This window comes from Phocoenobacter atlanticus subsp. cyclopteri (assembly GCF_018343795.1).
Taxonomy (GTDB): domain Bacteria; phylum Pseudomonadota; class Gammaproteobacteria; order Enterobacterales; family Pasteurellaceae; genus Phocoenobacter; species Phocoenobacter atlanticus.
The window spans coordinates 1924920-1948078 of record NZ_CP074346.1; the positions used below are offsets into that span (position 1 = coordinate 1924920).

A 23159-nucleotide genomic window follows, 5' to 3' on the forward strand; every position below is an offset into this window, starting at 1 on the left:
ATCTAAAATGAATATTTTTATGTTAAGTAATGGAAAATTGCCAACATCAAAAGTTTTACTTGAATATGCCTTACCTGCTATTATTCCTTGTTTTAAAGAGCAAAAAGTAAAAAAAGTGGTGGTTATTCCTTATGCAGTTATTCGTCTGACTTATGATGAACGGGTACAAAGTGTTAAGGATTCCCTTGCTGAATTAGAAGGCTTAGAAATCAAAGGTATTCACGAGTTTGCTGATCCTGTGCAAGCTATTTATGAAGCCGATGCCATTATGGTTAGTGGTGGTAATACGTGGCACTTAAACAAATGCTTACACGATAATGGCTTAATTGAGCCTATTCGTGACAAAGTATTAAATAAAAATGCTGTTTATGTGGGTTGGAGTGCAGGTTCGGTAATCTGCTCACCAAATATGTGTACTACAAATGATATGTGTATTGTAGATGCAGCCATCACTCCATCATTGAATTTCTTACCATTCCATATCAATGCTCACTACATTGACGCAAGTATTGAAAATCATATGGGTGAAACACGTGATGAACGTATTGCCGAATTTTGTATTCAAAATCCACATAAATCCGTGATAGGTATTCCTGAAGGCACTTGGTTACATTTAAGTGAACAAGGATTAACTTACAATGCCCCAAATAATAAACCTTATACTTGGTTTAAATTTGGTCAAGAAAAACAAAATTTCACGGAAACTGATATGACTCGCTTTATGCAAGTTAATTTATAAGCGGTTAGATCTTTCTTAAAATTTAAAAATCCCTCAATTTAAAAAATTGAGGGATTTTTTTATTAATTTTTATGACCTTTTACTAAATAGTTGCTTTGCCAATATAACAGTTTTTGATAAGTTGTGATCTTTTCTATTTTATTATGCTCTATATCTGTACTATCCAATAAAAGTATATTATCGCTATTCCATTTATATTGCGTAAAATCTTCACTTTTAAGATCTATAGCACCTTGTTCATCAGCAAAAACTTCTGAATTATAGGCAAATTTATAGGTTAAATCATCTGTGGATAATAAATTAACGCCTGTTGCCCAATATTCAGTATCCGATAAACTTAATGAATAAAGTGTTGGCATTACATCTTTATGAGAACCTATTATCAAAGGATTATAATTGATATTCAAATGAGCCTTTAATTGTTCAGGTATAGAAATAAAAAAAGGTACAGCATAAGTCAAAAATAACTGTGCTGGTAGATCATTATTTATAATCCCTCGCATATGATGATCGCCCGTAGCAGAAATAATGGTATTATCGCCTTTTTTACTCGCTTTCACATTAGTAATAAAATTACCTAACTCATTCGCTGCATATTGATAAGTCGTTAATAAGGCTGCTCGTTCTTGATCATCTCGACCAAACATTCCTTTTAAAACATTACTATCAACAGGTTTTGCTTGATACTGTTTTGGTGGCTCATAAGGTGGGTGGTTTGTGATAGTTAAAATACTTATAAATAAAGGTTCATCGCTTTCATCTAGTAATTTTTCAGCCAATTTAAACGCATATTCATCAGCGACACCCCAATAAGAAAGTGTTCCTTTGGCGTTAGCAAAAGTATCCATTAAATCATTTTGATCATACATTTCATCAACACCTTGTAAGGGTAAATAATTGGCTAAATTACGCCACATCATATTGCCAGAAGTAATAAAAATGGTCTTATAACCTTTCTTTTTATACGTTAAAAATGGAGTTTCTTTTAATTTTATATTTTGAACAATAGACTGACTAATATTTTGTATTGGACTGTTAAAATATAAATGTGCTAAAGTTGGTGCTGTACCATTTGCCGTTGCTAAAAAGCGTTTAAAAACAATCTCATTTTCAAAATAAGGACGTAAATTGCCTAATAAATCATTGGTTTGGGGATTATCATATTGCAAAATATTTGAACCAAAACTTTCCATTAGAGCAAAGACAACATTCGGTTTATTCTCTTCAATATAATCATTTTTTGCTGTTTTAGATATTAAGGTTTCTTTTCCTAAGGCATTTTTTATTAACGCTTTGCCTTCACTTTCATCAACTGCCTCAAAAGATATATCTCTTTTCCTATCTTCGACTGCCCAATTTAAACAAATAATTCCATTGGGTACTAATTTATTGATAATACTTAATGAAGAAACTTGGGCGTGTATGCGTCCGAGTGGTTTAGAATGAATTGTGCCTCGAATAAGGAATACGCAAATAGTAATAAATAAAATAATACTTATAATATATAAAAATGATATTTCCATATTAGATTGAATATGGCTAATCATAAAATAAGAAAAGTAACTTGTGATAAAACTTGATATCGTAATCCCAAAAATTATTTTAATTATTGGATAATCATCATACATATTTTGTAATACTGCCTTAGTATCGTCCTCAACTAATCCAAAAACAAATACATCATAATAGTTGTTGTAAGTTTTAAAATAGTAATAATTTCCAATAATAATCGCAGTAAAAATAAAACTTACAATAAAAATAATGCTTGAAAAAATATTAGCAGTGAGTGTCGAATGAAATAAGGATGCAATCAATAAATATAAATAAGGCAATAATAATGTTAAAGCAACCACTTTTATATCAAATCTCGCTCCTAGTACTCGCATTCGTTGAATTGCTTTTTTATTGTTTTCAGTATTCTTAATTTCTTGTGGTAAAAAATGAGCGATCATCGTTTCTCTTGTTAGCATACAGATACTATAAAAATATAAAAATAAGCCAATAATTATTAAAAATATAAGTAACACGTCTTATAGTTCCTCATTTACATAAAAATAACTTGAAATAGTATAACTAAATCATTATTCCTATGCACTAAGTAATATATTACAGTTTATTTCTTTGACAACTTTCTCTATAATGCACCCACACAATGTTCTTTAAAATCTATCTGGTGGAATTATGAATCCTATGTTAAACATTGCTATTCGTGCAGCACGAAAAGCAGGAAATATTATTATAAAAGGCTATGAGCAATCGCCTAAAGATACTGAAGTTGCTCAAAAAGGTACAAATGACTATGTAACAGCCGTTGATAAAGCAGCTGAACAGGCTATTATTGAAACTATACATCAATCTTATCCTGACCATTCTATTATTGGTGAAGAATCAGGTTTACTCGTTGGTAAAGATAGTAATGTTCAGTGGATTATTGATCCATTAGATGGAACCACCAATTTTGTAAATCGTTTTCCTCACTTTGCCGTCTCTATTGCAATTAGAGAAAATGGTGTTACAACCGTCGGTGTAGTATACGATCCTATCCGTAATGAGCTTTTCACTGGTGTACGTGGTGAAGGAGCAAAATTAAATGAATTTCGTTTACGTGTAAATAATAACCGTGACTTAACTGGTACAGTTCTAGCAACAGGTTTTCCTTTTAAAACACCTAAACATAAATCAGCTCATCTAAATATGATTGAAGCATTAATGAACAATGGTGTTGCTGATTTGCGTCGAACAGGATCCGCTGCTTTAGATTTATGTTATGTTGCTGCAGCTCGTGTTGATGGTTATTTTGAAATTGGTTTAAAACCTTGGGATTGTGCGGCTGGTGATTTAATCGTACGTGAAGCTGGTGCCTTGGTGACTAACTTTGTCGGTGGCACAGATTATTTAACCTCTGGTAATATTATTGCCGGCAATTCACGAGTTGTAAAAGAAACCCTAAATAGTATTAAATCTGTTTTAACAGACGATTTAAAAAAATAAACCTTAAATAAGCGGTAACATTATTTAAAAAATTTGCAAAAAAATTAAAAGATCATACCGCTTAATATAAAGAATAATATTATGCAAAATAATTATCCCCTTTTAAGCCAAATAGATTCACCCGACGAATTACGTTTGCTTTCAAAAGATAAACTTCCAGAGCTTTGTGATGAATTACGAAGCTATCTTCTTGAATCTGTTAGCCAAACAAGTGGACATTTAGCCTCTGGTTTAGGGGTAGTTGAGCTAACCGTTGCATTACACTACATTTTTAATACCCCTTTTGATCAACTGATTTGGGACGTGGGTCATCAAGCCTATCCCCATAAAATTCTTACTGGTCGCCGTGAGCAAATGCACACTATTCGTCAAAAAAATGGTTTACACCCTTTTCCGTGGCGTGAAGAAAGCCCTTATGATGTGTTGAGTGTTGGACATTCATCCACTTCTATTAGTGCAGGTTTAGGTTTAGCCATTGCAGCAGAAAAAGAGAATGCAGGACGTAAAACTATTTGTGTTATTGGTGATGGTGCAATGACCGCTGGAATGGCGTTTGAAGCACTTAATCACGCAGGGGCATTGCATAATGATATGTTAGTTATCTTAAACGATAATGAAATGTCTATTTCTGAAAATGTTGGGGCGTTAAATAATCATCTCGCTCGTATTCTATCAGGCGAGCTTTACACCACCTTCCGTGAAAGCAGTAAAAAAATTCTCTCAGGTTTACCGCCGATCAAAGAATTTGTGCGTAAAACCGAAGAGCATATGAAAGGCTTTATTTCCCCTGTGGGTACGATTTTTGAAACACTTGGATTTAATTATATTGGTCCAATTGATGGACACGACATTGAAGAACTTATTAATACCCTTAAAAATATGCGTAACCGAAAAGGTCCTCAATTACTGCATATTATGACTAAAAAAGGTAAAGGCTATAAACCTGCCGAACAAGATCCTATTGGTTTTCACGGTGTACCAAAATTTGATCCAAACAACGGTGAATTACCTCAATCAAAAACAACTAAAACTTATTCAAATATTTTTGGGGATTGGTTATGCGAAATAGCTCAAAATGATCCTAAATTAATAGGTATCACCCCTGCAATGCGTGAAGGTTCTGGAATGGTGGAATTTTCAAAATGTTTTCCAAAACAATATTTTGATGTTGCCATAGCCGAACAACACGCCGTGACTTTTGCAGCGGGTTTAGCTATTGCAGGTTATAAACCAGTAGTTGCTATTTATTCTACTTTTTTACAACGTGCTTACGATCAAGTTATTCACGATGTCGCTATTCAAAATCTACCTGTTATTTTTGCGATCGATCGTGCAGGTATTGTTGGCGCAGATGGACAAACCCATCAAGGAGCATTTGATTTAAGTTTTATGCGTTGTATTCCAAATATAACCATAATGACTCCTAGCGATGAAAATGAAATGCGACAAATGCTTTATACCGCTTATCAATCCAATTCCCCAATGGCTATTCGTTATCCGCGTGGTAATGTAAAGGGTGTTGAACTACAAGAATTAACAAGTTTAGAAATAGGTAAAGCAAATCTAATTAAACAAGGTAAAAAAGTCGCTATTTTAAATTTTGGAACTCATTTAGAAAGTGCTAAAACAGTCGCAGAAAAGTATAACTATACCCTTGTTGATATGCGTTTTGTGAAACCATTAGATAAAGCAATGATTGGTGAGTTAGCCAATTCTCACGAGCTGTTAGTGACCCTAGAAGAAAATGCTATTCAAGGTGGAGCTGGCAGTGCGGTGAATGAATATTTGCAAAAAATACAAAAGATCGTACCGCTTGTTATATTAGGTCTTCCTGATGAGTTTATTCCACAAGCCACCCAAGATGAAAGCTATGCAGATTTAGGGCTTGATCCTGAAGGAATTGAAAGATCTATTAATAATTATCTATAAGCTATTTTTGATTTTTTATCCATTCTATTAGAAGACGAGTACAATACATTGCTCGTTCTTCTTTTTTCATTGGTCGTAATTTTTTCAGAAGAGCAACTACTTTCTCATTAGGCTCATTGAAATTTGTACTCTTCATTTGATACATACCAGCCATATTAATACATTGTTCAGACCACTCATTATTTAACTCTTGCATATTAGGTTCTTTTTGGAAAAAAGGAATAGGATGCTTTTTTAAATATTCTGCAAATTCTCTCATCTCTTGTGCATGCTCTTGATTGATAGCTAGCATTGGATTATAAAAAATTTTAATAACTTTTTTTTCATTATTATCAACTAAATATAAAGGTAACTTTTTAATAATAGGTTTTTGTAAATTATCATATTGTAGTGGTGTAGCCACTAATAGTGTGGAATAGAGCAGTTGTAATACTATGATATAAAATATTTTTTTCATCAATCTATCCTTTTTTTTTATTTATTTATTTATTTATTTATTTATTTATTGAATTTTATCATCAACATTTGCAAAAAATCAAAAAGATCTTGCCGCTATATTGATAGTAGAAATATCACTAGCAACCCTCCGTTTGTATATAATATATACGCCCATTATTCTATAATTAATGTTACATAATATATTATTTTTTTATAGATAATTTAATTCAGTGTATTAAGAGAGTATATAGCATCCATTTTTCTTATTAAATCCTCCTGTAGTTCTATTAAAAAGATGCTTTTTTAGGCACTTAAACTGTGGATAACTACGTATATAAACTGTGTTTAAAGATAGATCTATTATTTAATAACTTTTAAATTCATTTTACCTGTGTATAACTATATAGGTTATACACAAGAAAGATCCTATAAATTTTTTATTTTTAAACAGATCTTAGGATCCCTTAACTTTATGATCTATCTATTTTATTTTCTGTTATCAACAAAAAAAGGCGTTACTAATTACTATAATAATAAAGATCTATATATAAAGATCTTATATTAATTAGATTACTGCTTTTTCCTTAAAAACTTTTTGTAAAATAGCTTTTTTAAGATCTCAAAAATTCAGGTAGAATGATCTTCTAAATTAAGAATTTAAAAAATAATAAATTTAAAGGTTAAATATAAAATATGATTTATCAGAAAATATACGATGTCATTGTGATTGGTGGGGGACACGCAGGTACTGAAGCGGCACTTACCCCTGCTCGTATGGGATTAAAAACTTTATTATTAACACACAATATTGATACATTAGGACAAATGTCTTGTAACCCAGCCATTGGTGGAATTGGTAAAGGTCACCTTGTAAAAGAAATTGATGCAATGGGTGGTTTAATGGCACAAGCAACGGATCTTGCTGGCATTCAATTTCGCATTTTGAATAGTAGTAAAGGTCCTGCGGTACGTGCGACTCGTGCTCAGGCAGACCGTGTACTTTATCGCCAAGCGGTCAGAACCACATTAGAAAATCAGGAAAATTTGGATATTTTTCAGCAAGAAGTAGTGGATATTTTAGTTGAAAATGATCGTGCGGTCGGTGCGGTAACTAAAATGGGCTTAATCTTTAAATCTCGTTCAGTTATTTTAACCGCAGGAACGTTTTTGAAAGGTAAGATCCACATTGGAATGGAAAATTATGCGGGTGGTCGTGCGGGCGATCCTGCTTCAAATAGTCTATCGGATCGTTTGCGTGATCTTAATTTAAGAATTGATCGCTTAAAAACAGGAACTCCACCACGAATTGATGCAAGAACCATAGATTTTTCCGTATTAGCCGAGCAAAAAGGCGATCAAAATCTACCTGTGATGTCTTTTATGGGCAATGTGGATCAACACCCACAACAAATTTCTTGTTATATCACGCACACTAACGCACAGACCCACGACATTATTCGTGCAGGTTTAGATCGTAGTCCACTTTATGCTGGCGTGATTGAAGGTGTTGGACCACGTTACTGCCCGTCTATTGAAGATAAAGTGATGCGTTTTGCGGAGCGTGATAGTCATCAGATCTACTTAGAACCAGAAGGTTTGACCACAACTGAAATTTACCCTAACGGTATTTCAACCAGTTTGCCTTTCGATGTACAACAAAAATTAGTCAATTCAATGAAAGGCTTGGAAAATGCACGTATTATGCGACCAGGTTATGCGATTGAGTATGATTATTTCGATCCTCGTGATTTAAAACCAACCTTAGAGACCAAAGCGATTGCAGGTTTGTTCTTTGCAGGGCAAATTAACGGTACGACAGGTTACGAAGAAGCAGCCGCTCAGGGAATGCTAGCAGGGATTAACGCCTCTTTACAGGTGAAAGGTAAGGAAAGCTGGTATCCAACCCGTGATCAGGCTTATATGGGCGTATTGGTTGATGATTTATGTACCTTAGGGACAAAAGAACCGTATCGTTTATTTACTTCTCGTGCGGAATACCGTTTATTGTTGCGTGAAGACAATGCCGATATCCGCTTGACGCCGATTGCTCATAAATTTGGCTTGATTGATGAGGTTCGTTGGGCGAGATTTAATCAAAAAATGGAAAATATTGAAAAAGAGCGTGAGCGTTTAAAACAGATTTGGATTCACCCAAAATCACAATATTTACAAGCAGTAAATGAATTGGTTAAAACACCTTTAACTCGAGAAGCCAGTGGCGAAGATCTATTACGTCGTCCAGAAGTGAACTATCAGAATTTAACCCAATTAGATGCTTTTGCCCCTGCTATTGAAGATAAACAAGCGGCGGAACAAGTGGAAATTTCGATTAAATATCAAGGTTATATTGAGCATCAATTAGCAGAAATTGAGAAACAAAAACGCCACGAACACACAGAAATTCCAGCAGATTTTGATTATAGCAAAGTAGAAAGTTTATCGAATGAAGTACGTACCAAATTAGTGGAACATAAACCTGTTTCAATAGGACAAGCGTCTCGTATTTCAGGGGTAACACCTGCGGCTATTTCTATTTTATTGGTATCATTAAAAAAACAAGGAATGCTTAAGCGGGGTGATTTGTAATGAATTTTGCAAAAGCAGAAGCTTTGTTGAATGAACTTAACTTTGAAATTTCAACGGATCAAAAAGAAAAACTTTTTAAATTTGTGGCATTATTGGATAAATGGAATAAGGCTTATAATTTAACATCAGTACGTGATCCTGATGAAATGTGGATTAAGCATATTTTAGATAGTTTAGTGGTTAGCCCACACCTTGAAGGCTCTTGTTTTATTGATGTGGGTACAGGACCAGGATTACCAGGTCTCCCCCTTGCGATCATCAATCCTGATAAAGAATTTGTCTTACTAGATTCGCTGGGTAAACGCATTCGTTTTATTGAGCAAGTTTTATTACAGCTTGGCATTAAGAATGTAACCCCTGTACAATCTCGTGTAGAGGAATATCAACCTGAACAAGGTTTTGATGGTGTGTTAAGTCGTGCTTTTGCATCACTTTCTGATATGGTGCATTGGTGTGAGCATTTACCGAGTGAAAAAGGTAAGTTTTATGCGTTAAAAGGAATTTATAAGCAGGAAGAAGTCACTGAAATTGAAGATAAAATTAAACAAATAGAAGTTATTCCTTTAACTGTACCAAGTTTAAATGCTGAGCGTTGTTTGTTAGTATTCAAATAAAAAAGTAATAGAATAAAAAAATATAAATGCTATATGTAATATTTTTAATTCTTATAGGAGTAAGTGTATGCAACTTATTATTGGTGATAAAAATTATTCATCGTGGTCACTTCGTCCGTGGTTATTGATAAAATATTTTGATTTAGTATTTGAAGAAGTTAATATACCTTTATATTCGCCAGAATCACCAACTTTAATAAAGCAACATTGCCCTGTTCAAAAAGTTCCAGTACTTAATGATAAAAATTTGACCATTTGGGATTCATTAGCTATTTGTGAATATATAAATGATATATATTTAAATGGTAAGGCTTATCCAAATGATATTAAACAAAGATTTTTAGCAAAATCATTAGTTGCAGAAATGCATTCTAGTTTTATTAATATTCGTACTCAAATGAGTATGGATATCAGAGCAAATAATAAAGAGTATAATAAAAATTGTATTGAATTAACTAGGGAAATTGAGCGTATTGATACTATATTTGCTAATGCTAAAGGTGAATTTTTATGTGGTGATTTTTGTATTGTAGATTGTTTTTTTGCTCCCATAGTTTTTCGTTTTCGTACTTTTAATGTTAAATTATCTGATAAATCACAACAATATCAAAAAAGATTATTAACACTACCAGCTATGCAACAATGGGAATATGAAGCATTAAAAGAAGAAGTAATATTTTCTAAATTAGAGTAGAATATAATTAAAAATGAGGACAATACATAGTTACTAAAGTAAGGAGTAAATTATGAACATTCCATTTTGCTTACCAGAAGAAATCACCCCTGAAATCTTTTTGCAAAATTATTGGCAAAAGAAACCGCTTATCATCCGTAATGGATTACCTCAGATTATAGGATTATTTACTCCTGATGATATTATAGATTTATCTCAAGAAGAGGATGTAGTTGCTCGTTTAGTTAAAACTTATAAAAATAATGAACAACTAGAATGGCAAGTAAAAACTAGCCCTTTAACTAAAAATGATTTTGAAAATTTACCTGAACAGTGGTCTGTTTTAGTTCAAAATTTAGAACAATGGTCACCTGAATTAGGTGTATTATGGCAAGCTTTCGGTTTTATTCCTCAGTGGCAGCGTGATGATATTATGGTTTCTTATGCGCCAAAAGGAGGATCTGTAGGAAAACATTATGATGAATATGATGTATTTTTAGTTCAAGGTTATGGATCCCGTCGCTGGCAATTAGGAAAATGGTGTGATCCAAGTACGGAATTTAATCCTAATCAACCTATTCGTATTTTTGATGATATGGGAGAATTGGTCTTAGATGAAATAATGCAAGCTGGAGATGTATTGTATGTTCCTTCTCGTATGGCACATTATGGTGTTGCAGAAGACGAGAGCTTAACTTTCTCTTTTGGTTTACGCTTTCCTAGTGCAAATGATTTATTAGATAAAATAAGCCATTCATTAAAATGTAATGAAGCAGATTATTCACAGTTTAATATTCCATTTCGTTTATCTGCAGAATATAAACCTAATGCAAAATTAGATATGAAAATGGTAGCAAATTTAAAATCACAATTTATTAATTTGTTATTAAATTCAACTCAATTTGATCAGTTATTTTTAGATAGTGTAGCCACTGCAGTAAGCTCTCGTCGTTATGAACAATTTGAAGTTAATGAAGATTTTTATCCAGATGAGCTTCAAACTGTTTTAGAAGATGGTGGTTGGCTAATACAAGATGCAAATGTAAAAATTATTTATACAGAAAATCCATTAAAAATTTATGTAAATAGCGAATGGATTAATGAATTAAACCAAGCTGAAATGGATTTGCTTATTAGAATAGCAAATGGAGATAGTATTTCTTGGAATAAACTTGCATCTAAAACACAAAATCAAAGTGAATTAGAATTATTATTAGATAGTTTGTGTGATTGGCTAGATAATGGCTGGATTTTATTGATAGAAAATGAGTAAGCGGTTACTTATTTATAAATATTTGCAAATTTAAACGATTACTTTATAGATAGATCTTGATTTATTAAAAATAAATGGGTAAGATCGCCACTCTTTTTTATAGTTTAATAATTTTAACTAGGTAGACAATAATGAAACGTACTTTTCAACCTTCTCGATTAAAGCGTGCTCGTTCACATGGTTTCCGTACTCGTATGGCTACTAAAAACGGTCGCCAAGTTTTAGCTCGTCGTCGTGCTAAAGGTCGTAAAAGCTTATCTGCATAATTTGCAGTGATATACTTTTTAGTAATAAACTAAAATAGTGAATAAGCTAAAATTTTCTCGGGAGCTACGTTTGTTAGCTCCCGTTCAGTTTAAGGCAGTATTTGAAGATCCTAAGCGAGCTTCAACTCCTCAAATTACCATTCTTGCACGTCAAAATTCTGTTGATGTTCCTCGTTTAGGTTTAACTGTTGCTAAAAAGCATTTAAAACGTGCTCACGATCGTAATAGAATAAAACGTATCGTACGTGAGAGCTTTCGTTTAAATCAACATCAATTACCTTTATCAGATTTTGTGTTTATTGCCAAAGGTGGTATAGGAAAACTAGATAACCAAACTCTTTTTGTTACTTTGGATAAATTATGGAAACGCCACATTCATCTAGCAAACAAAGAAAAGTAAGTTTTTTAGCTGCTATTTTTATCCTACTTATAAAATTTTATCGTTATTTTATAAGTCCTATGTTACTACCTCGTTGTCGTTTTAATCCAACTTGTTCTCAATATGGATTAGAAGCTATTCAAACTCACGGAGCAATAAAAGGTAGCTGGTTAACATTAAAACGTATTGCAAAATGTCATCCATTACATCAAGGTGGAGATGATCCTGTTCCTCCTAAAATAGACAAAAAGAGTAAGTGAGTGATTACTTATTTATAAAATTTGCAAATTTTAACGAATATCTGACCGCTTATAAGTAAAAATGGTTGGATTAAAAGGCAACCTATTATAAAATACTTCCCTTTAGTAGAGGGTATTTCCCTTATTTTTAAACAATTACAGAGAAACCAAAATGAATTCAAATCGTAGTTTACTCGTTATAGGTTTTTTTCTGGTGTCATTTTTAATTTTTACACAATGGCAAACAGATCATAATCCAGCAGCTCAATTAGCTAAAGAGCAAACCAAAGTAACAGCTCCTCAGCAATCAGGAGATGTGCCAGTATTATCTGAAACTGAAATTATTAATCAACAAAAAACAACAGGTAAAACTATTGTTGTTGAAAGTGATGTATTACGTTTAGTGATTGATACTTTAGGGGGCGATGTTGTTGAGTCTGATTTATTAAAATATAACGCTCAATTAGATAGTAAAACGCCATTTAAATTATTAGAAAATAATGTAAAAACTGTTTATATTGCTCAAAGTGGTTTAGTTGGAAAAGATGGTATTGATAGTAATTCTGGTCGTCCACAATACCAAGTAACAGCAGATAAATTTGTATTAGCAGAAGGGCAAAATTCATTAACTGTTCCTTTAACCTTTGAAAAAGATGGTGTACTTTATACTAAAGAATTTATTTTAAAACGTGGTAGCTATAATGTAGCTGTTGATTTTGTAATAGATAATAAATCTGTACAAGCATTAGAAGTACAACCCTATGGACAAATTAAACACACTTTGGAAGATGGTTCTGGTAATTTAACTATGCCAACCTATATGGGCGGCGCTTACTCTTCTTCTGAAGTAAATTATGAAAAGTATGCTTTTGATAAAATGGCAGAAAAAAATCTTTCTATAAATACGAAAGCAGGCTGGGCAGCAATGTTACAGCACTATTTTGTGTCTGCGTGGATCCCTAATCAGCAAGCTCAAAATAATATTTATTCTCGAGTAAATAATGATGGTACAGCATCTATTGGATATAGAGGTCCTATCACCACTATTTCACCAAATTCAAAAGAAACGATTAAAAGCCATTTATGGACAGGTCCTAAAAATCAAGAAGAGATGGCACAAGCAGCTGCTCATTTTGATTTAACCGTAGATTATGGTTGGGCGTGGTTTATAGCAAAACCATTATTCTGGTTATTAACGCATATTCAACAGTTAGTGATTAACTGGGGTATTGCGATTATTTGTGTAACTATTGTAGTGAAAACAATACTTTATCCATTAACTAAAGCACAATATACGTCAATGGCTAAAATGCGTATGTTACAACCAAGATTACAAGAAATGCGTGAACGTTTTGGTGATGATCGTCAAAAAATAAGCCAAGAAACAATGAAGCTTTATAAAGAAGAAAAAGTAAACCCAATGGGTGGTTGTTTACCTATTCTTATTCAAATGCCTATTTTCATTGCTTTATATTGGACATTTATGGAAGCGGTAGAATTACGTCATGCACCCTTCTTTGGTTGGATTCAAGATTTATCAGCACAAGACCCATACTATATTATGCCGTTGTTAATGGGAGCATCAATGTTCTTATTACAAAAAATGTCACCGACACCAGTTGCAGATCCAATGCAACAAAAAGTGATGATGTTTATGCCAATTATATTTACAGGGTTCTTTTTGTTCTTCCCTTCAGGATTGGTTCTTTACTGGATCACATCAAACTCAATTACGATTTTCCAACAATGGTTAATTTATCGTAATTTAGAGAAAAAAGGATTACATTCTCGTAAGAAATAGAAATTAAATAGAGCTTAAAAAAGTATTTATAAAAAGACTGGTTTATATAAATCAGTCTTTTTTATTATTTAAAATAGCTTGGTTAATACGTTTAACTAATCCAATACCTTCGTAAATAAAACCAGTATAAATTTGGATAAGATCAGCTCCAGCTTGTAATTTTTCCAAAGCATCTTGCTCACTATGAATACCTCCAACACCAATAATAACAAAGTCTTTATTTGATTTTTTAGCTAAATATTGAATAATTTGTGTACTACGATCTTTAATAGGCTGTCCACTTAACCCACCATCACCAATATTTTCTAATTCTGATATTTTGGTTTTTAAATTATCTCTATTAATAGAGGTATTGGTTGCAACAACTCCAGCAATATTAGTTTCTAAAATCAATTTTATTATTTCATCTAATTGCTGTTTACTTAAATCAGGAGATATTTTTAATAAAATAGGACGTTGTATTTCAAATTGGTTATTAATTTTTTGCAAAATCAAAATTAATTCTTTTAAATAATGAATATCTGCTAATTTTTTATGACTAGACACATTAGGGCAACTTATATTTAATGTAAAATAATCAACATAAGGATGCAGATCTTTGAAACAAACAACATAATCTTGGGTATAATTTTCAGGTTTTGTTGCTGTGTTTTTTCCAATATTACCTCCAATAATAACGTTATGTTTATTCTTTTTAAGTTGAGTTATTACAGCCTCTAACCCATCATTATTAAATCCCATTCGGTTTATAATTCCTTGATCATCAAGTAGTCTAAATAAACGTTTTTTAGGGTTACCTGATTGTGCTTTTGGCGTTACTGTACCTATTTCTATAAAGCCAAATCCAAAGTCTGCTAATTCGTTATATAAAGTTGCATTTTTATCTAACCCTGCGGCTAATCCCACAGGATTTTTAAAAGTTAAACCTAATATTTTTTTCTCAAGTTTAGGGTTTTCCAAAATAGATATTTTACGAATTAAAAAGGATAAAAAAGGAATTTTATAAATAAATTTAATAAATGAAAAAATAATAAAATGGGAAGTTTCAGGATCAAAGAGAAAGATAATAGGACGGATAATTTTTTTATACATAAAAATACCTTTGTTTTTAGATTGCAAAAATTAGCATACTTTTAAGATTATGCCAAGGGGTTAATTTTTAAATTATTTACAAAAAAAGATTGACACATAAAATTTTATCTATATTATATCGCTAAATTTTGAATATTAACTAAAGAGATTAATAAAATGATTTTAAAATCTTTTATAAAAAAACGAAAAAATAAGCAAATTAGCTTAGGAAAGTCTTTTTTAATATTCAGTATTATTTCTTTTAAAACCACCTATTTTTAGGTGGTTTTTTTTTATTTTAATTTTAATCACAATCATATTAAAGGAGTAAAAATATGACAAACAAAACTTTTACCACAGGTGTTTATGCTAATGATTTAATCAATTCAGAAGATTATAGTAAAACGGTAGAGTTAATGCGTAGTTTCTTTGTCAAAAAAGGATTTATTGAAGTGCCGACTCAATCTCGTTTATCTATTTTAGCAGCTTGTGAAGATCCAACGACAGTTAGCACCTATATTTTTGAAGGTGAAGTGTGGCCATTACCTCAAACAGGACAAATGTGGTTGGAATATGAATTATTAACTAAGCCTGATGTAGAAGGATATTTCTGTCTTTCAACTTCTTATCGTGCAGAGAAAAATCCAATTTTAGGTCGTCACCGTACTATCTTTCCAATGTTTGAGTTTGAAACACACGGTGGATTAGAAGCATTAGCAAAATTAGAAAAAGAATTAGTTACTCATCTAGGTTTAGTTGATAATTTTAATGAAGTTTCAGAAATTGATTATGTGGAGGCAGCAACAAAATATGGTGTAAAAGAAATCGGTAATGAAGAAGAAGCAAAAATTTATCAAGAATATGGTAATGTTACTTTGCTTTGCGACTTTCCTAACTATACAAGCCCGTTCTGGAATATGAGAAATTATGAAGATAAAGGTAAAGCACGAAAAATTGATGCAATTATTTGTGGTCAAGAAACCATAGGCTCAGCAGAACGTGCAATAAATGCTGATGAAATGAGAAATGCTTTCCATACTATCTCTGATGGAGAATACGCTAATTTACTCTTCACTAAATTTGGAAAAGAGCGTGTACTTGCAGAATTAGAAGATTACTTGAGTTTAAATTTCTTTGAGCGTTGCGGTGGCGGTATTGGTGTTACACGAATGATGCACGCATTAAAAACTTGTAACATTATCTAATATGAAATTGATACTTTCTCTTGATACTTGTGATGCTATAAAGGCATCGCAGGTGTTATCGCAATCAAGTGCGATGATTTCGCACGTAAAACTCGGACATATTCCTTTTACTATGGGGCAAGAAAGGATTAAAACCATTGTTCAAGATATTCCATTATTTTTGGATTTTAAATTGTATGATATTCCAAGCACAATGGCTCGTGCAATTACGGGGTACAGAAATATTTTTACAAATCTTGAAATGATTACAGTATGGGGAACATCAAGCAATGATGGATTAAAAGCAGTGGTAGAAAGTTGTGATAATCAGTGCCAACCTCTTTCTGTTATCTCTCTTACTAGTGATATTGGAGATATAAAAACTTTCTTAAAAAAAGTAGAAAAAAATTTAAATTGTGGTATTCACGGATTTATTACGCCAAGTTTTATGTTAACAGAACTACGTCAACAATTTGGTAATGATATTACCCTTGTGACACCTGGTGTACGTTTTTATTATTCTGATGATCATCAAAATTGTGTTACTCCACAACAAGCATTAGCACAAGGCTGTGATTATATAGTGGTTGGTCGTCCAATTATAAATGCACAAAATATTATGCAACAGACTGAAAAATTTTATCAATTTTGTAAGTAACAACTTATTTAAAGAGGAAAAAATGAACAATCTTTTTATTCAACAACGTTTTCAAATGCACTCAGGTGGTTTTTCAGATTTTAAAATAGAATGTGATGCACTCAGAGAAACAGATTTAGATACTCTTGCTTTTTTAATTTCACGTAAATTCAGTTTTGGAGGAGTGTATGGTATTCCTCGTGGAGGGGTAGCATTACAAAAAGCCTTAGAAAAATATATTACACCAGAGAATAAAACATTTTTATTGGTCGATGATGTATTTACGACAGGAGGTTCAATGTTTGAAGCCAAAGATAAAATACTTGCAGATGTTACGGCACAAGGTTTTGAAAAACTACAGGGAGTAGTATTATTTGCTAGAGGAAAAATGCCAGATTGGATACAATCAGTATTACATTTAGATCCTTTATTTTGGCAAAATGATTAAATTTATTAGGCATAAATATAGTGGGTAGATCAAATTGAAAATTTACAAATTGAATATTTCACATATAGACAGGGCATGCCCTGTCTATATGTATATATTGGGTTAATACACAAAACGTAGCGTCAAGGCATGCCTTGACGAATGGATATTATAGGGCATACCATATCTAGTTTATTTAAAACAAGCAGTAAGATATTAATTATTTTTTGCAAATTTTTCTCAACATCTTACCGCTATAAAATTAATGGTTTGTTTTACTTAAATTATAATGAATTAAAGAAAATAACCAAAATAATGACAGGAATAACGAATTTTACATAATTAAACCAAAGTTTAGTAAAGGTTTCACCCGCATTAAGCTCTTTTTTAGCATCATCTTTTAATACATAACCTACGAATATTGCACTACCTAAAGCAGTTAATACGAATAAGATATTTCCACTCACGTAATCAAAGGTATCGAAGATACTACGACCAGCAATAGTAATAGAATTCCACACATTATCTGATAATGCTGATGGAATATTACCTAGAATAAAAATGCCTCCGATAGTTACAACAATAGATTGCTTACGACTTAAGTTAGTTTTTCTTGCATTGCAGTTACTAATACTTCGTAAATAGTTAATGAAGTGGTTAATGCGGCAACAATTAATAAACTAAAGAAAATAATTGCAAAAATAGTACCACCAGGCATATGACTAAATACGATAGGTAAGCTTTGGAATACTAATGTTGGTCCAGAACTTGGTTCAATACCGAAGGTAAATAATGAAGGGAAAATCATAAAACCAGCAGCAATAGCAATTAGAGTGTTAATGACAGCTGTAATACAAGCGGTTTGTACTAAGTTTTCTTTTTTATCTAAGTAGCTTGAAAGTGTAATGAGCACCCCAAAACCTAAGCTTAATGCAAAGAAAACTTGACCCAATACTAAAATAAATAAGTCACTATTAATTTTTGAAAAATCAGGTATGAGATAGAATTTAATCCCTTCCATTGCTCCCGGTAAAGTGACATTACGAACTACCATTACAAGTAAACAAACAAAAAGAATAGGCATTAAATATTGTACTGCTCTTTCTAGACCATCCATAATACCTTTTGCAAGGATAAAATAATTGACAAGAGCGAATACAAATGAAGAAACTAAAATTGCAATAGGATCATTTGTAATATGGTCTGTAAAGAATTGTCCTGTTAATTCTGCTGTAACTGGTTGTGATAAATCTAGATTTCCACCCACTAAATTAGCAATAAAGTTTATCACCCAGCCACCAAGAACAGTGTAATAGGCCATAATACCAAAGGATCCTAATAATCCCATATAGCCCAAAATTTTCCAACCAGTGTGAATTTTTTTACCATTTGCTGTACCGCTAAAACAATCAATAGAGTTAGCTTGCATTCTACGACCGATAACATTTTCAACTAAGATCATTGGAATACCGATAATAATCATAGCAATACAGAATAATAAAACATAGGCACCCCCACCATTTTCACCTACTAAGTAAGGAAAACGCCAAGTAGCACCAAAACCAACCGTTGCTCCTGCTACAGTTAGAACATAAGTTAAACGATTTGACCAAGATTGGCGTGGTTCAGTTTGTGTGTTTGACATTACATACCTCTCTTTCTAATTTTAGAACACATATCTTCCCATTTTATTCAATGGGAAGATATGTTATATAAGATAAATTATCTAACAGATAATTCAAATTTGATTGAGCTTTATTGTAATGCTACTTTTGGATCAGTATATTCCATATCAAATGCATCACAAACACCTTTGAAAGTACATTTACCTGCGTAAGTATTTAAACCATCCAATAATGTAGGTTCAGTTAAACAAGCTTCTTTCACTCCTAATTTTGCAATTTTTAGACCATACTCTAACGTTGAATCTGTTAAACCAAGGGTTGAAGTACGAGCGACACAACCTGGCATATTTGCTACACAGTAGTGAATTATGCCATCAACTTCATAAATTGGATCATTATGTGTTGTTGGATGAGAAGTTTCAAAACAACCACCTTGGTCAATTGCAACGTCAGTTAAGATGGCACCTTTTTTCATTAGTTTTAAGTCTTCACGACGTACTAAATGAGGTGCTTTTGCACCTGGAATTAATACCGCACCAATTACAACATCAGCTTCTTTTAAGCAACTCAAGATATTACCACGTGAGCTGGTTAATGTTTTAATTTTCATATCAAAGATTTGATCAATATAAGCTAAGCGCACTGCATTAATATCTAAAATTGTAACATCAGCACCAATACCCATTGCGATTTGTGCCGCATTTAAACCAACTACACCACCACCTAAAATAACAACTTTTGCTTTTGGTGTACCCGCTGTACCACTTAATAATACGCCTGCACCACCAAAAGTTTTTTGGATATATTTAGCAGATTCTAATGTTGCTAAGCGACCTGCAATCATACTCATTGGAGCCAAGCAAGGTAATCCTGTTGGTGTTTTTATTGTTTCATAAGCAATGGCTTGAATGTTTTTAGCAAGTAGCATATCTGTGAGAGGTTTATCAGCAGCTAAGTGTAGGTAGGTATAAAGAATTTGACCTTCTCTGAAATAATCATATTCACATTCAATTGGCTCTTTAACTTTAATGATCATTTCACTATTTTTAAAAAGAGTCGCTTTATCAGTTAGAATAGCACCCGCTTCTGCATATTCTGCATCAGGGAAACCAATTTCAGTCCCTGCATTATGTTCAATATAAACTGTGTGGCCAGCTTCAACATAAGATTTTACATTTGCTGGAGTTAAACCAACACGATATTCTTGAACTTTAATTTCTTTTGGACAACCAATAATCATTTTATATCTCCTTAGTTTGATTGATTACATATAAATATAATAACTTTGATAAATAGGTAGAAAATAACAAATAAGAGTTGATGATCCTCCTTCTTTTATACTCAATATTCGTTTTGTATTCTATTTATTAATAATTATTTAGTCTGTGATTAAACTCACAATTTTAATAAGTGATAATTAAAAAAATATTTATGATAGTTATTAATTTTTATAATAAATATTATAGGTTATCTTTTTTATAGGACTAATTTTTATTTAATAAAAGCACATCCCAAACACTTGGTTTAGGTTTACTATTAGACACTTTATTAGTGCATAAGTACTTATTTTGGATTATCCATACAGGAATTTTTATATTACTTTCACAATCCCAAGATCCATAATTATTAATACCAACCCACTGAATATTTTTAGAGTTTGGTAGTTTAAATGGAGTAGGTATGGCTCGTTTTAGATATTGTTTATAAATAAATAATGCACCACTTGAACCCGTTAAGTGAGTATTGGCATTATTGTCTTTCCCTAACCAAACTGTTGTCAGGTTTTTACCATCAATCCCAACAAACCAAGTATCACGAGCATCGTTAGTTGTTCCAGTTTTTCCAGCTAATTGTAGGTAGCCAAAATCTTTATATAAGCGTCGTCCAGTGCCTCTTTTGATCACTTGTTGCATTGCATAAAGGGTTTGAATAGCCGCTTCTTTAGGTAATACTTGTTTTATATTATTTTTGTTAGGTTTATTAAGTAACTTTCCTTTATCTGTGATAATTGCTTCGATCGTTGTTAATTGTATGCTTTGACCCGCATTTGCCAATGTTTGAAAGGATTTTGTTACTTCATAAGGTGAAATAGTATAGGAACCGAGTAACGTGGATGGATAAGGAGGTATTTTTGCATTATTCCATCCCATTTGTTTTTGTTTTTTAATTACGTTTTGTAATCCAACTTGCATTCCAATATTAACTGTTGGTATGTTTATTGAATGTACAAGTGCATCCATTAACATTACTGAACCACTAAACTTATTATTGTAGTTACGAGGTTTCCAATCTGGGCTGCCTTTAGATTTAATCGTAATTGGATTATTTTCAATAGGTGTATTTAAACGAAATTTTGTTGGATCAGAGAGTGCAATGGCATAAATTGATGGTTTCACCAGTGACCCTATTTGGCGTTTTGCTTGAATTGCACGATTGAAACCAAAAGATTGTGTTTCTGTTCCTCCAACAACGGCTCGAACTTTTCCTGTGTTATATTCAGTAATGACAACAGCAGATTGTAAATTATTTACTTTGCTATGGTTATTTTCTAGTTGTGCAATACCATTAATAACCGCTATTTCAGCTGCTCGTTGTTGCTGTTTATCAAGAGTCGTAAAAATTTTAGAGCCTGATAATTTGGCGGCAATATGTTTTCCATATTTTTGCTTTAATTCTTTATTTAGTATTTGCATAAAAGCAGGCTGTTTACGATAAATTTTTCTTGTTTTCTTTACGCCTAAAGGACGTTTAATCAATAGCTCATAGAGTTCTTGATTAATCATTTTATTTTTAAATAAAATTTTAAGCACAACATTACGGCGATTGAGAGCATATTGAGGATTTCTCCAAGGGTTATATAGTGATGGTCCTTTAATAATACCAACCAAGAGAGCTAATTTATCTAAACTGATTTCTTGAATAGGGCGTCCAAAGTAGAATTGACTGGCTAACGCAAAACCGTGAATCTGATAGTTTCCATTTTGCCCTAGATAAATTTCATTCAGATAAGTTTCTAAAATACGATTTTTACTATAACGATAGTCTAGAATAAGAGACATCAAAGCCTCATTTATTTTACGAATTAATGATTTTTTTCGAGTTAAAAAAATATTTTTAACAAGTTGTTGTGTTAAGGTACTTCCACCTTGTACACGGCGACCGGCTTTATAATTTGTAATTAATGCACGTATAATACTTAAAGGGCTTACACCTTCGTGTTCATAAAAGTGCTTATCTTCTTTCAATAGCAATGCTTCTATTAATAATCTAGGATAATATTGTAATCGAAGAACTTGACGATCTTCATCACTATCAGAGTGTAACATTGCGATTAAATTGGGATCAACTTGAAATTCTTGAATTAAACGAGATTGCACTAAATCTTCAATATGAATTAAATAGTTTTGTTTAAAATATAATCTTATTAATCGCTGTGGTTCTGGTTTTTGGGGGAATGAAAATGCTCGACGTAGTAATATGAGGCGATCTTGTTCTATTTTAAAATCACCTGGAGTAACTATTTGAGGAACTTCACGGTAACCATTTTCAAGCAAAATAAATTTTACTTCTGCTAAGCTTTTATTATCTTGAACACGGATATGATCTATTTTTGCATAAATTTCAGCGGGTAACTGCCAAACTTGACCATCCATAGTGGTACGAATTTTACTATCAAGATAGATCCCATAAAAACAAAGGCAAACAAAACCTGTAAATAAAACTTTCAAGAAGGTAACAAAAAAGTATTTTTTAAATTTTGAGCTTTTTTTACTTGTTACTTTTTTAGTTTTTTCTTTTTATCTGCTTTATTTTTGTCTTTTTTTGACATTATCTTATTCCTATTTTATCCACTAATAATGGCATTATTTTTCAATAATTCTAACAACAAGCTGTGATATAGCACAACATTCTTTTTGTTCGTTGTATTGTGATATTTCCCAAATATGTTGATTCTCATCTAATTTTACTGGACGAGCAACAGCATTAACAAGACCTCTTTTTATTGGTTTTAAGTGTTCAATTGTTAATTTTTTACCTACTGGAATTTGATTTGCTGAGCAACATAATAACGAAGCAGCAGAGCCAAGCGTCTCGGCAATAAATGCTGAAACACCACCGTGTAATAAGCCAAAAGGTTGTACAGTTCGATGATCTACTGTTAATTTAGCACTTAACCAGTTATCACCAAAATCATTGAAAGTTACTCCCAAATGAGCTACCGCACAATTTTTGCAAAGTTGATTAAGCTCTTCAATATTAGGTTCTTTTTTCCAAATTGACATTTTT

Annotated in this window: 19 protein-coding genes and 2 pseudogenes; 14 read left to right on the plus strand and 7 right to left on the minus strand. The window is 32.1% G+C overall.

Annotated elements, in window-relative coordinates; genetic code table 11:
* Positions 1 to 7: 7 nt before the first annotated feature.
* A complete protein-coding gene (gene pepE, locus KGI96_RS09340; protein WP_211599159.1) occupies positions 8 to 739 on the plus strand; it encodes a dipeptidase PepE in 732 nt (243 codons plus the stop codon).
* A 62-nt stretch (positions 740 to 801) separates the two neighbouring features.
* Here the strand turns inward: pepE and KGI96_RS09345 are convergent, their stop codons facing one another.
* Complete coding sequence (locus tag KGI96_RS09345; RefSeq protein ID WP_229577159.1) at positions 802 to 2709, minus strand: LTA synthase family protein; 1908 nt, start codon at positions 2707 to 2709, stop codon at positions 802 to 804.
* A gap of 211 nt (positions 2710 to 2920) precedes the next feature.
* On the opposite strand from KGI96_RS09345, the gene suhB reads away from it, so the two are divergent.
* On the plus strand, positions 2921 to 3730 hold the full coding sequence (gene suhB, locus KGI96_RS09350; protein WP_211599158.1) for an inositol-1-monophosphatase: 810 nt from the start codon (positions 2921 to 2923) through the stop codon (positions 3728 to 3730).
* An 81-nt stretch (positions 3731 to 3811) separates the two neighbouring features.
* Positions 3812 to 5659: a 1-deoxy-D-xylulose-5-phosphate synthase gene (dxs, locus tag KGI96_RS09355; protein WP_211599157.1), complete on the plus strand. Its 1848-nt coding sequence runs from the start codon at positions 3812 to 3814 to the stop codon at positions 5657 to 5659.
* Position 5660: 1 nt separating this feature from the next.
* Here the strand turns inward: dxs and KGI96_RS09360 are convergent, their stop codons facing one another.
* Positions 5661 to 6116, minus strand: a complete 456-nt coding sequence (locus KGI96_RS09360) for a hypothetical protein (protein ID WP_211599156.1) — start codon at positions 6114 to 6116, stop codon at positions 5661 to 5663.
* A gap of 674 nt (positions 6117 to 6790) precedes the next feature.
* On the opposite strand from KGI96_RS09360, the gene mnmG reads away from it, so the two are divergent.
* The 8 genes from mnmG (at position 6791) to yidC (ending at position 13928) form a co-directional block, all read left to right on the plus strand.
* Positions 6791 to 8683: a tRNA uridine-5-carboxymethylaminomethyl(34) synthesis enzyme MnmG gene (gene mnmG / locus KGI96_RS09365; protein WP_211599155.1), complete on the plus strand. Its 1893-nt coding sequence runs from the start codon at positions 6791 to 6793 to the stop codon at positions 8681 to 8683.
* Positions 8683 to 9297, plus strand: coding sequence for a 16S rRNA (guanine(527)-N(7))-methyltransferase RsmG (gene rsmG / locus KGI96_RS09370; RefSeq protein WP_211599154.1), 615 nt, complete (start codon positions 8683 to 8685; stop codon positions 9295 to 9297). Before mnmG ends, rsmG begins: the two co-directional genes overlap by 1 nt.
* 67 nt (positions 9298 to 9364) lie before the next feature.
* Positions 9365 to 9991, plus strand: coding sequence for a glutathione S-transferase family protein (locus KGI96_RS09375; protein WP_211599153.1), 627 nt, complete (start codon positions 9365 to 9367; stop codon positions 9989 to 9991).
* A gap of 52 nt (positions 9992 to 10043) precedes the next feature.
* Positions 10044 to 11243 carry a cupin domain-containing protein gene (locus KGI96_RS09380; protein WP_211599152.1) on the plus strand — a complete coding sequence of 400 codons (1200 nt, stop codon included), beginning with the start codon at positions 10044 to 10046 and terminating at the stop codon, positions 11241 to 11243.
* Between the two features lie 131 nt (positions 11244 to 11374).
* Positions 11375 to 11509, plus strand: a complete 135-nt coding sequence (gene rpmH, locus KGI96_RS09385; protein ID WP_090923035.1) for a 50S ribosomal protein L34 — start codon at positions 11375 to 11377, stop codon at positions 11507 to 11509.
* A 37-nt stretch (positions 11510 to 11546) separates the two neighbouring features.
* Positions 11547 to 11909, plus strand: a complete 363-nt coding sequence (gene rnpA / locus KGI96_RS09390) for a ribonuclease P protein component (protein WP_211599151.1) — start codon at positions 11547 to 11549, stop codon at positions 11907 to 11909.
* On the plus strand, positions 11870 to 12148 hold the full coding sequence (yidD, locus tag KGI96_RS09395) for a membrane protein insertion efficiency factor YidD (RefSeq protein WP_211599150.1): 279 nt from the start codon (positions 11870 to 11872) through the stop codon (positions 12146 to 12148). Before rnpA ends, yidD begins: the two co-directional genes overlap by 40 nt.
* Positions 12149 to 12299: 151 nt before the next feature.
* On the plus strand, positions 12300 to 13928 hold the full coding sequence (gene yidC / locus KGI96_RS09400; RefSeq protein WP_211599149.1) for a membrane protein insertase YidC: 1629 nt from the start codon (positions 12300 to 12302) through the stop codon (positions 13926 to 13928).
* Between the two features lie 51 nt (positions 13929 to 13979).
* Here yidC and KGI96_RS09405 read toward each other — a convergent pair whose 3' ends face one another.
* Positions 13980 to 15020, minus strand: coding sequence for a quinone-dependent dihydroorotate dehydrogenase (locus tag KGI96_RS09405; RefSeq protein ID WP_211599148.1), 1041 nt, complete (start codon positions 15018 to 15020; stop codon positions 13980 to 13982).
* 314 nt (positions 15021 to 15334) lie between these two features.
* On the opposite strand from KGI96_RS09405, the gene KGI96_RS09410 reads away from it, so the two are divergent.
* From KGI96_RS09410 to KGI96_RS09420, 3 genes are read left to right on the plus strand one after another with little or no spacing between them, the layout of a single operon-like run.
* Entirely contained in the window at positions 15335 to 16204 is an 870-nt protein-coding gene (locus tag KGI96_RS09410) for an amino acid--tRNA ligase-related protein (RefSeq protein WP_211599147.1), read from the plus strand.
* A 1-nt stretch (position 16205) separates the two neighbouring features.
* Positions 16206 to 16841 carry an orotidine-5'-phosphate decarboxylase gene (gene pyrF, locus KGI96_RS09415; RefSeq protein ID WP_211599146.1) on the plus strand — a complete coding sequence of 212 codons (636 nt, stop codon included), beginning with the start codon at positions 16206 to 16208 and terminating at the stop codon, positions 16839 to 16841.
* A 22-nt stretch (positions 16842 to 16863) separates the two neighbouring features.
* Entirely contained in the window at positions 16864 to 17268 is a 405-nt protein-coding gene (locus tag KGI96_RS09420) for a phosphoribosyltransferase (RefSeq protein WP_211599145.1), read from the plus strand.
* Between the two features lie 263 nt (positions 17269 to 17531).
* Here KGI96_RS09420 and KGI96_RS09425 read toward each other — a convergent pair.
* The 4 genes and pseudogenes from KGI96_RS09425 to KGI96_RS09440 all read right to left on the minus strand — a co-directional run bounded on the left by KGI96_RS09425 (position 17532) and on the right by KGI96_RS09440 (position 23155).
* Positions 17532 to 18892: pseudogene (locus KGI96_RS09425) on the minus strand (sodium-dependent transporter).
* 110 nt (positions 18893 to 19002) lie between these two features.
* On the minus strand, positions 19003 to 20112 hold the full coding sequence (ald, locus tag KGI96_RS09430; RefSeq protein ID WP_213156451.1) for an alanine dehydrogenase: 1110 nt from the start codon (positions 20110 to 20112) through the stop codon (positions 19003 to 19005).
* A 244-nt stretch (positions 20113 to 20356) separates the two neighbouring features.
* Positions 20357 to 22633, minus strand: a pseudogene (gene mrcB / locus KGI96_RS09435) (penicillin-binding protein 1B); the annotation flags it as partial.
* 102 nt (positions 22634 to 22735) lie between these two features.
* Entirely contained in the window at positions 22736 to 23155 is a 420-nt protein-coding gene (locus KGI96_RS09440) for a hotdog fold thioesterase (protein WP_211599141.1), read from the minus strand.
* Positions 23156 to 23159: the final 4 nt, after the last annotated feature.

Bases quoted from the DNA above. Each gene is read 5' to 3' on its own strand.
- KGI96_RS09360 (WP_211599156.1), bottom strand. From the start codon at position 6,116: ATGAAAAAAATATTTTATATCATAGTATTACAACTGCTCTATTCCACA.
- KGI96_RS09440 (WP_211599141.1), bottom strand. From the start codon at position 23,155: ATGTCAATTTGGAAAAAAGAACCTAATATTGAAGAGCTTAATCAACTT.
- KGI96_RS09345 (WP_229577159.1), bottom strand. From the start codon at position 2,709: ATGCTAACAAGAGAAACGATGATCGCTCATTTTTTACCACAAGAAATT.
- yidC (WP_211599149.1), top strand. From the start codon at position 12,300: ATGAATTCAAATCGTAGTTTACTCGTTATAGGTTTTTTTCTGGTGTCA.
- rpmH (WP_090923035.1), top strand. From the start codon at position 11,375: ATGAAACGTACTTTTCAACCTTCTCGATTAAAGCGTGCTCGTTCACAT.
- ald (WP_213156451.1), bottom strand. From the start codon at position 20,112: ATGATTATTGGTTGTCCAAAAGAAATTAAAGTTCAAGAATATCGTGTT.
- KGI96_RS09375 (WP_211599153.1), top strand. From the start codon at position 9,365: ATGCAACTTATTATTGGTGATAAAAATTATTCATCGTGGTCACTTCGT.
- KGI96_RS09420 (WP_211599145.1), top strand. From the start codon at position 16,864: ATGAACAATCTTTTTATTCAACAACGTTTTCAAATGCACTCAGGTGGT.
- pyrF (WP_211599146.1), top strand. From the start codon at position 16,206: ATGAAATTGATACTTTCTCTTGATACTTGTGATGCTATAAAGGCATCG.
- suhB (WP_211599158.1), top strand. From the start codon at position 2,921: ATGAATCCTATGTTAAACATTGCTATTCGTGCAGCACGAAAAGCAGGA.
- KGI96_RS09405 (WP_211599148.1), bottom strand. From the start codon at position 15,020: ATGTATAAAAAAATTATCCGTCCTATTATCTTTCTCTTTGATCCTGAA.
- mnmG (WP_211599155.1), top strand. From the start codon at position 6,791: ATGATTTATCAGAAAATATACGATGTCATTGTGATTGGTGGGGGACAC.
- KGI96_RS09410 (WP_211599147.1), top strand. From the start codon at position 15,335: ATGACAAACAAAACTTTTACCACAGGTGTTTATGCTAATGATTTAATC.
- KGI96_RS09380 (WP_211599152.1), top strand. From the start codon at position 10,044: ATGAACATTCCATTTTGCTTACCAGAAGAAATCACCCCTGAAATCTTT.
- dxs (WP_211599157.1), top strand. From the start codon at position 3,812: ATGCAAAATAATTATCCCCTTTTAAGCCAAATAGATTCACCCGACGAA.
- yidD (WP_211599150.1), top strand. From the start codon at position 11,870: ATGGAAACGCCACATTCATCTAGCAAACAAAGAAAAGTAAGTTTTTTA.
- pepE (WP_211599159.1), top strand. From the start codon at position 8: ATGAATATTTTTATGTTAAGTAATGGAAAATTGCCAACATCAAAAGTT.
- rsmG (WP_211599154.1), top strand. From the start codon at position 8,683: ATGAATTTTGCAAAAGCAGAAGCTTTGTTGAATGAACTTAACTTTGAA.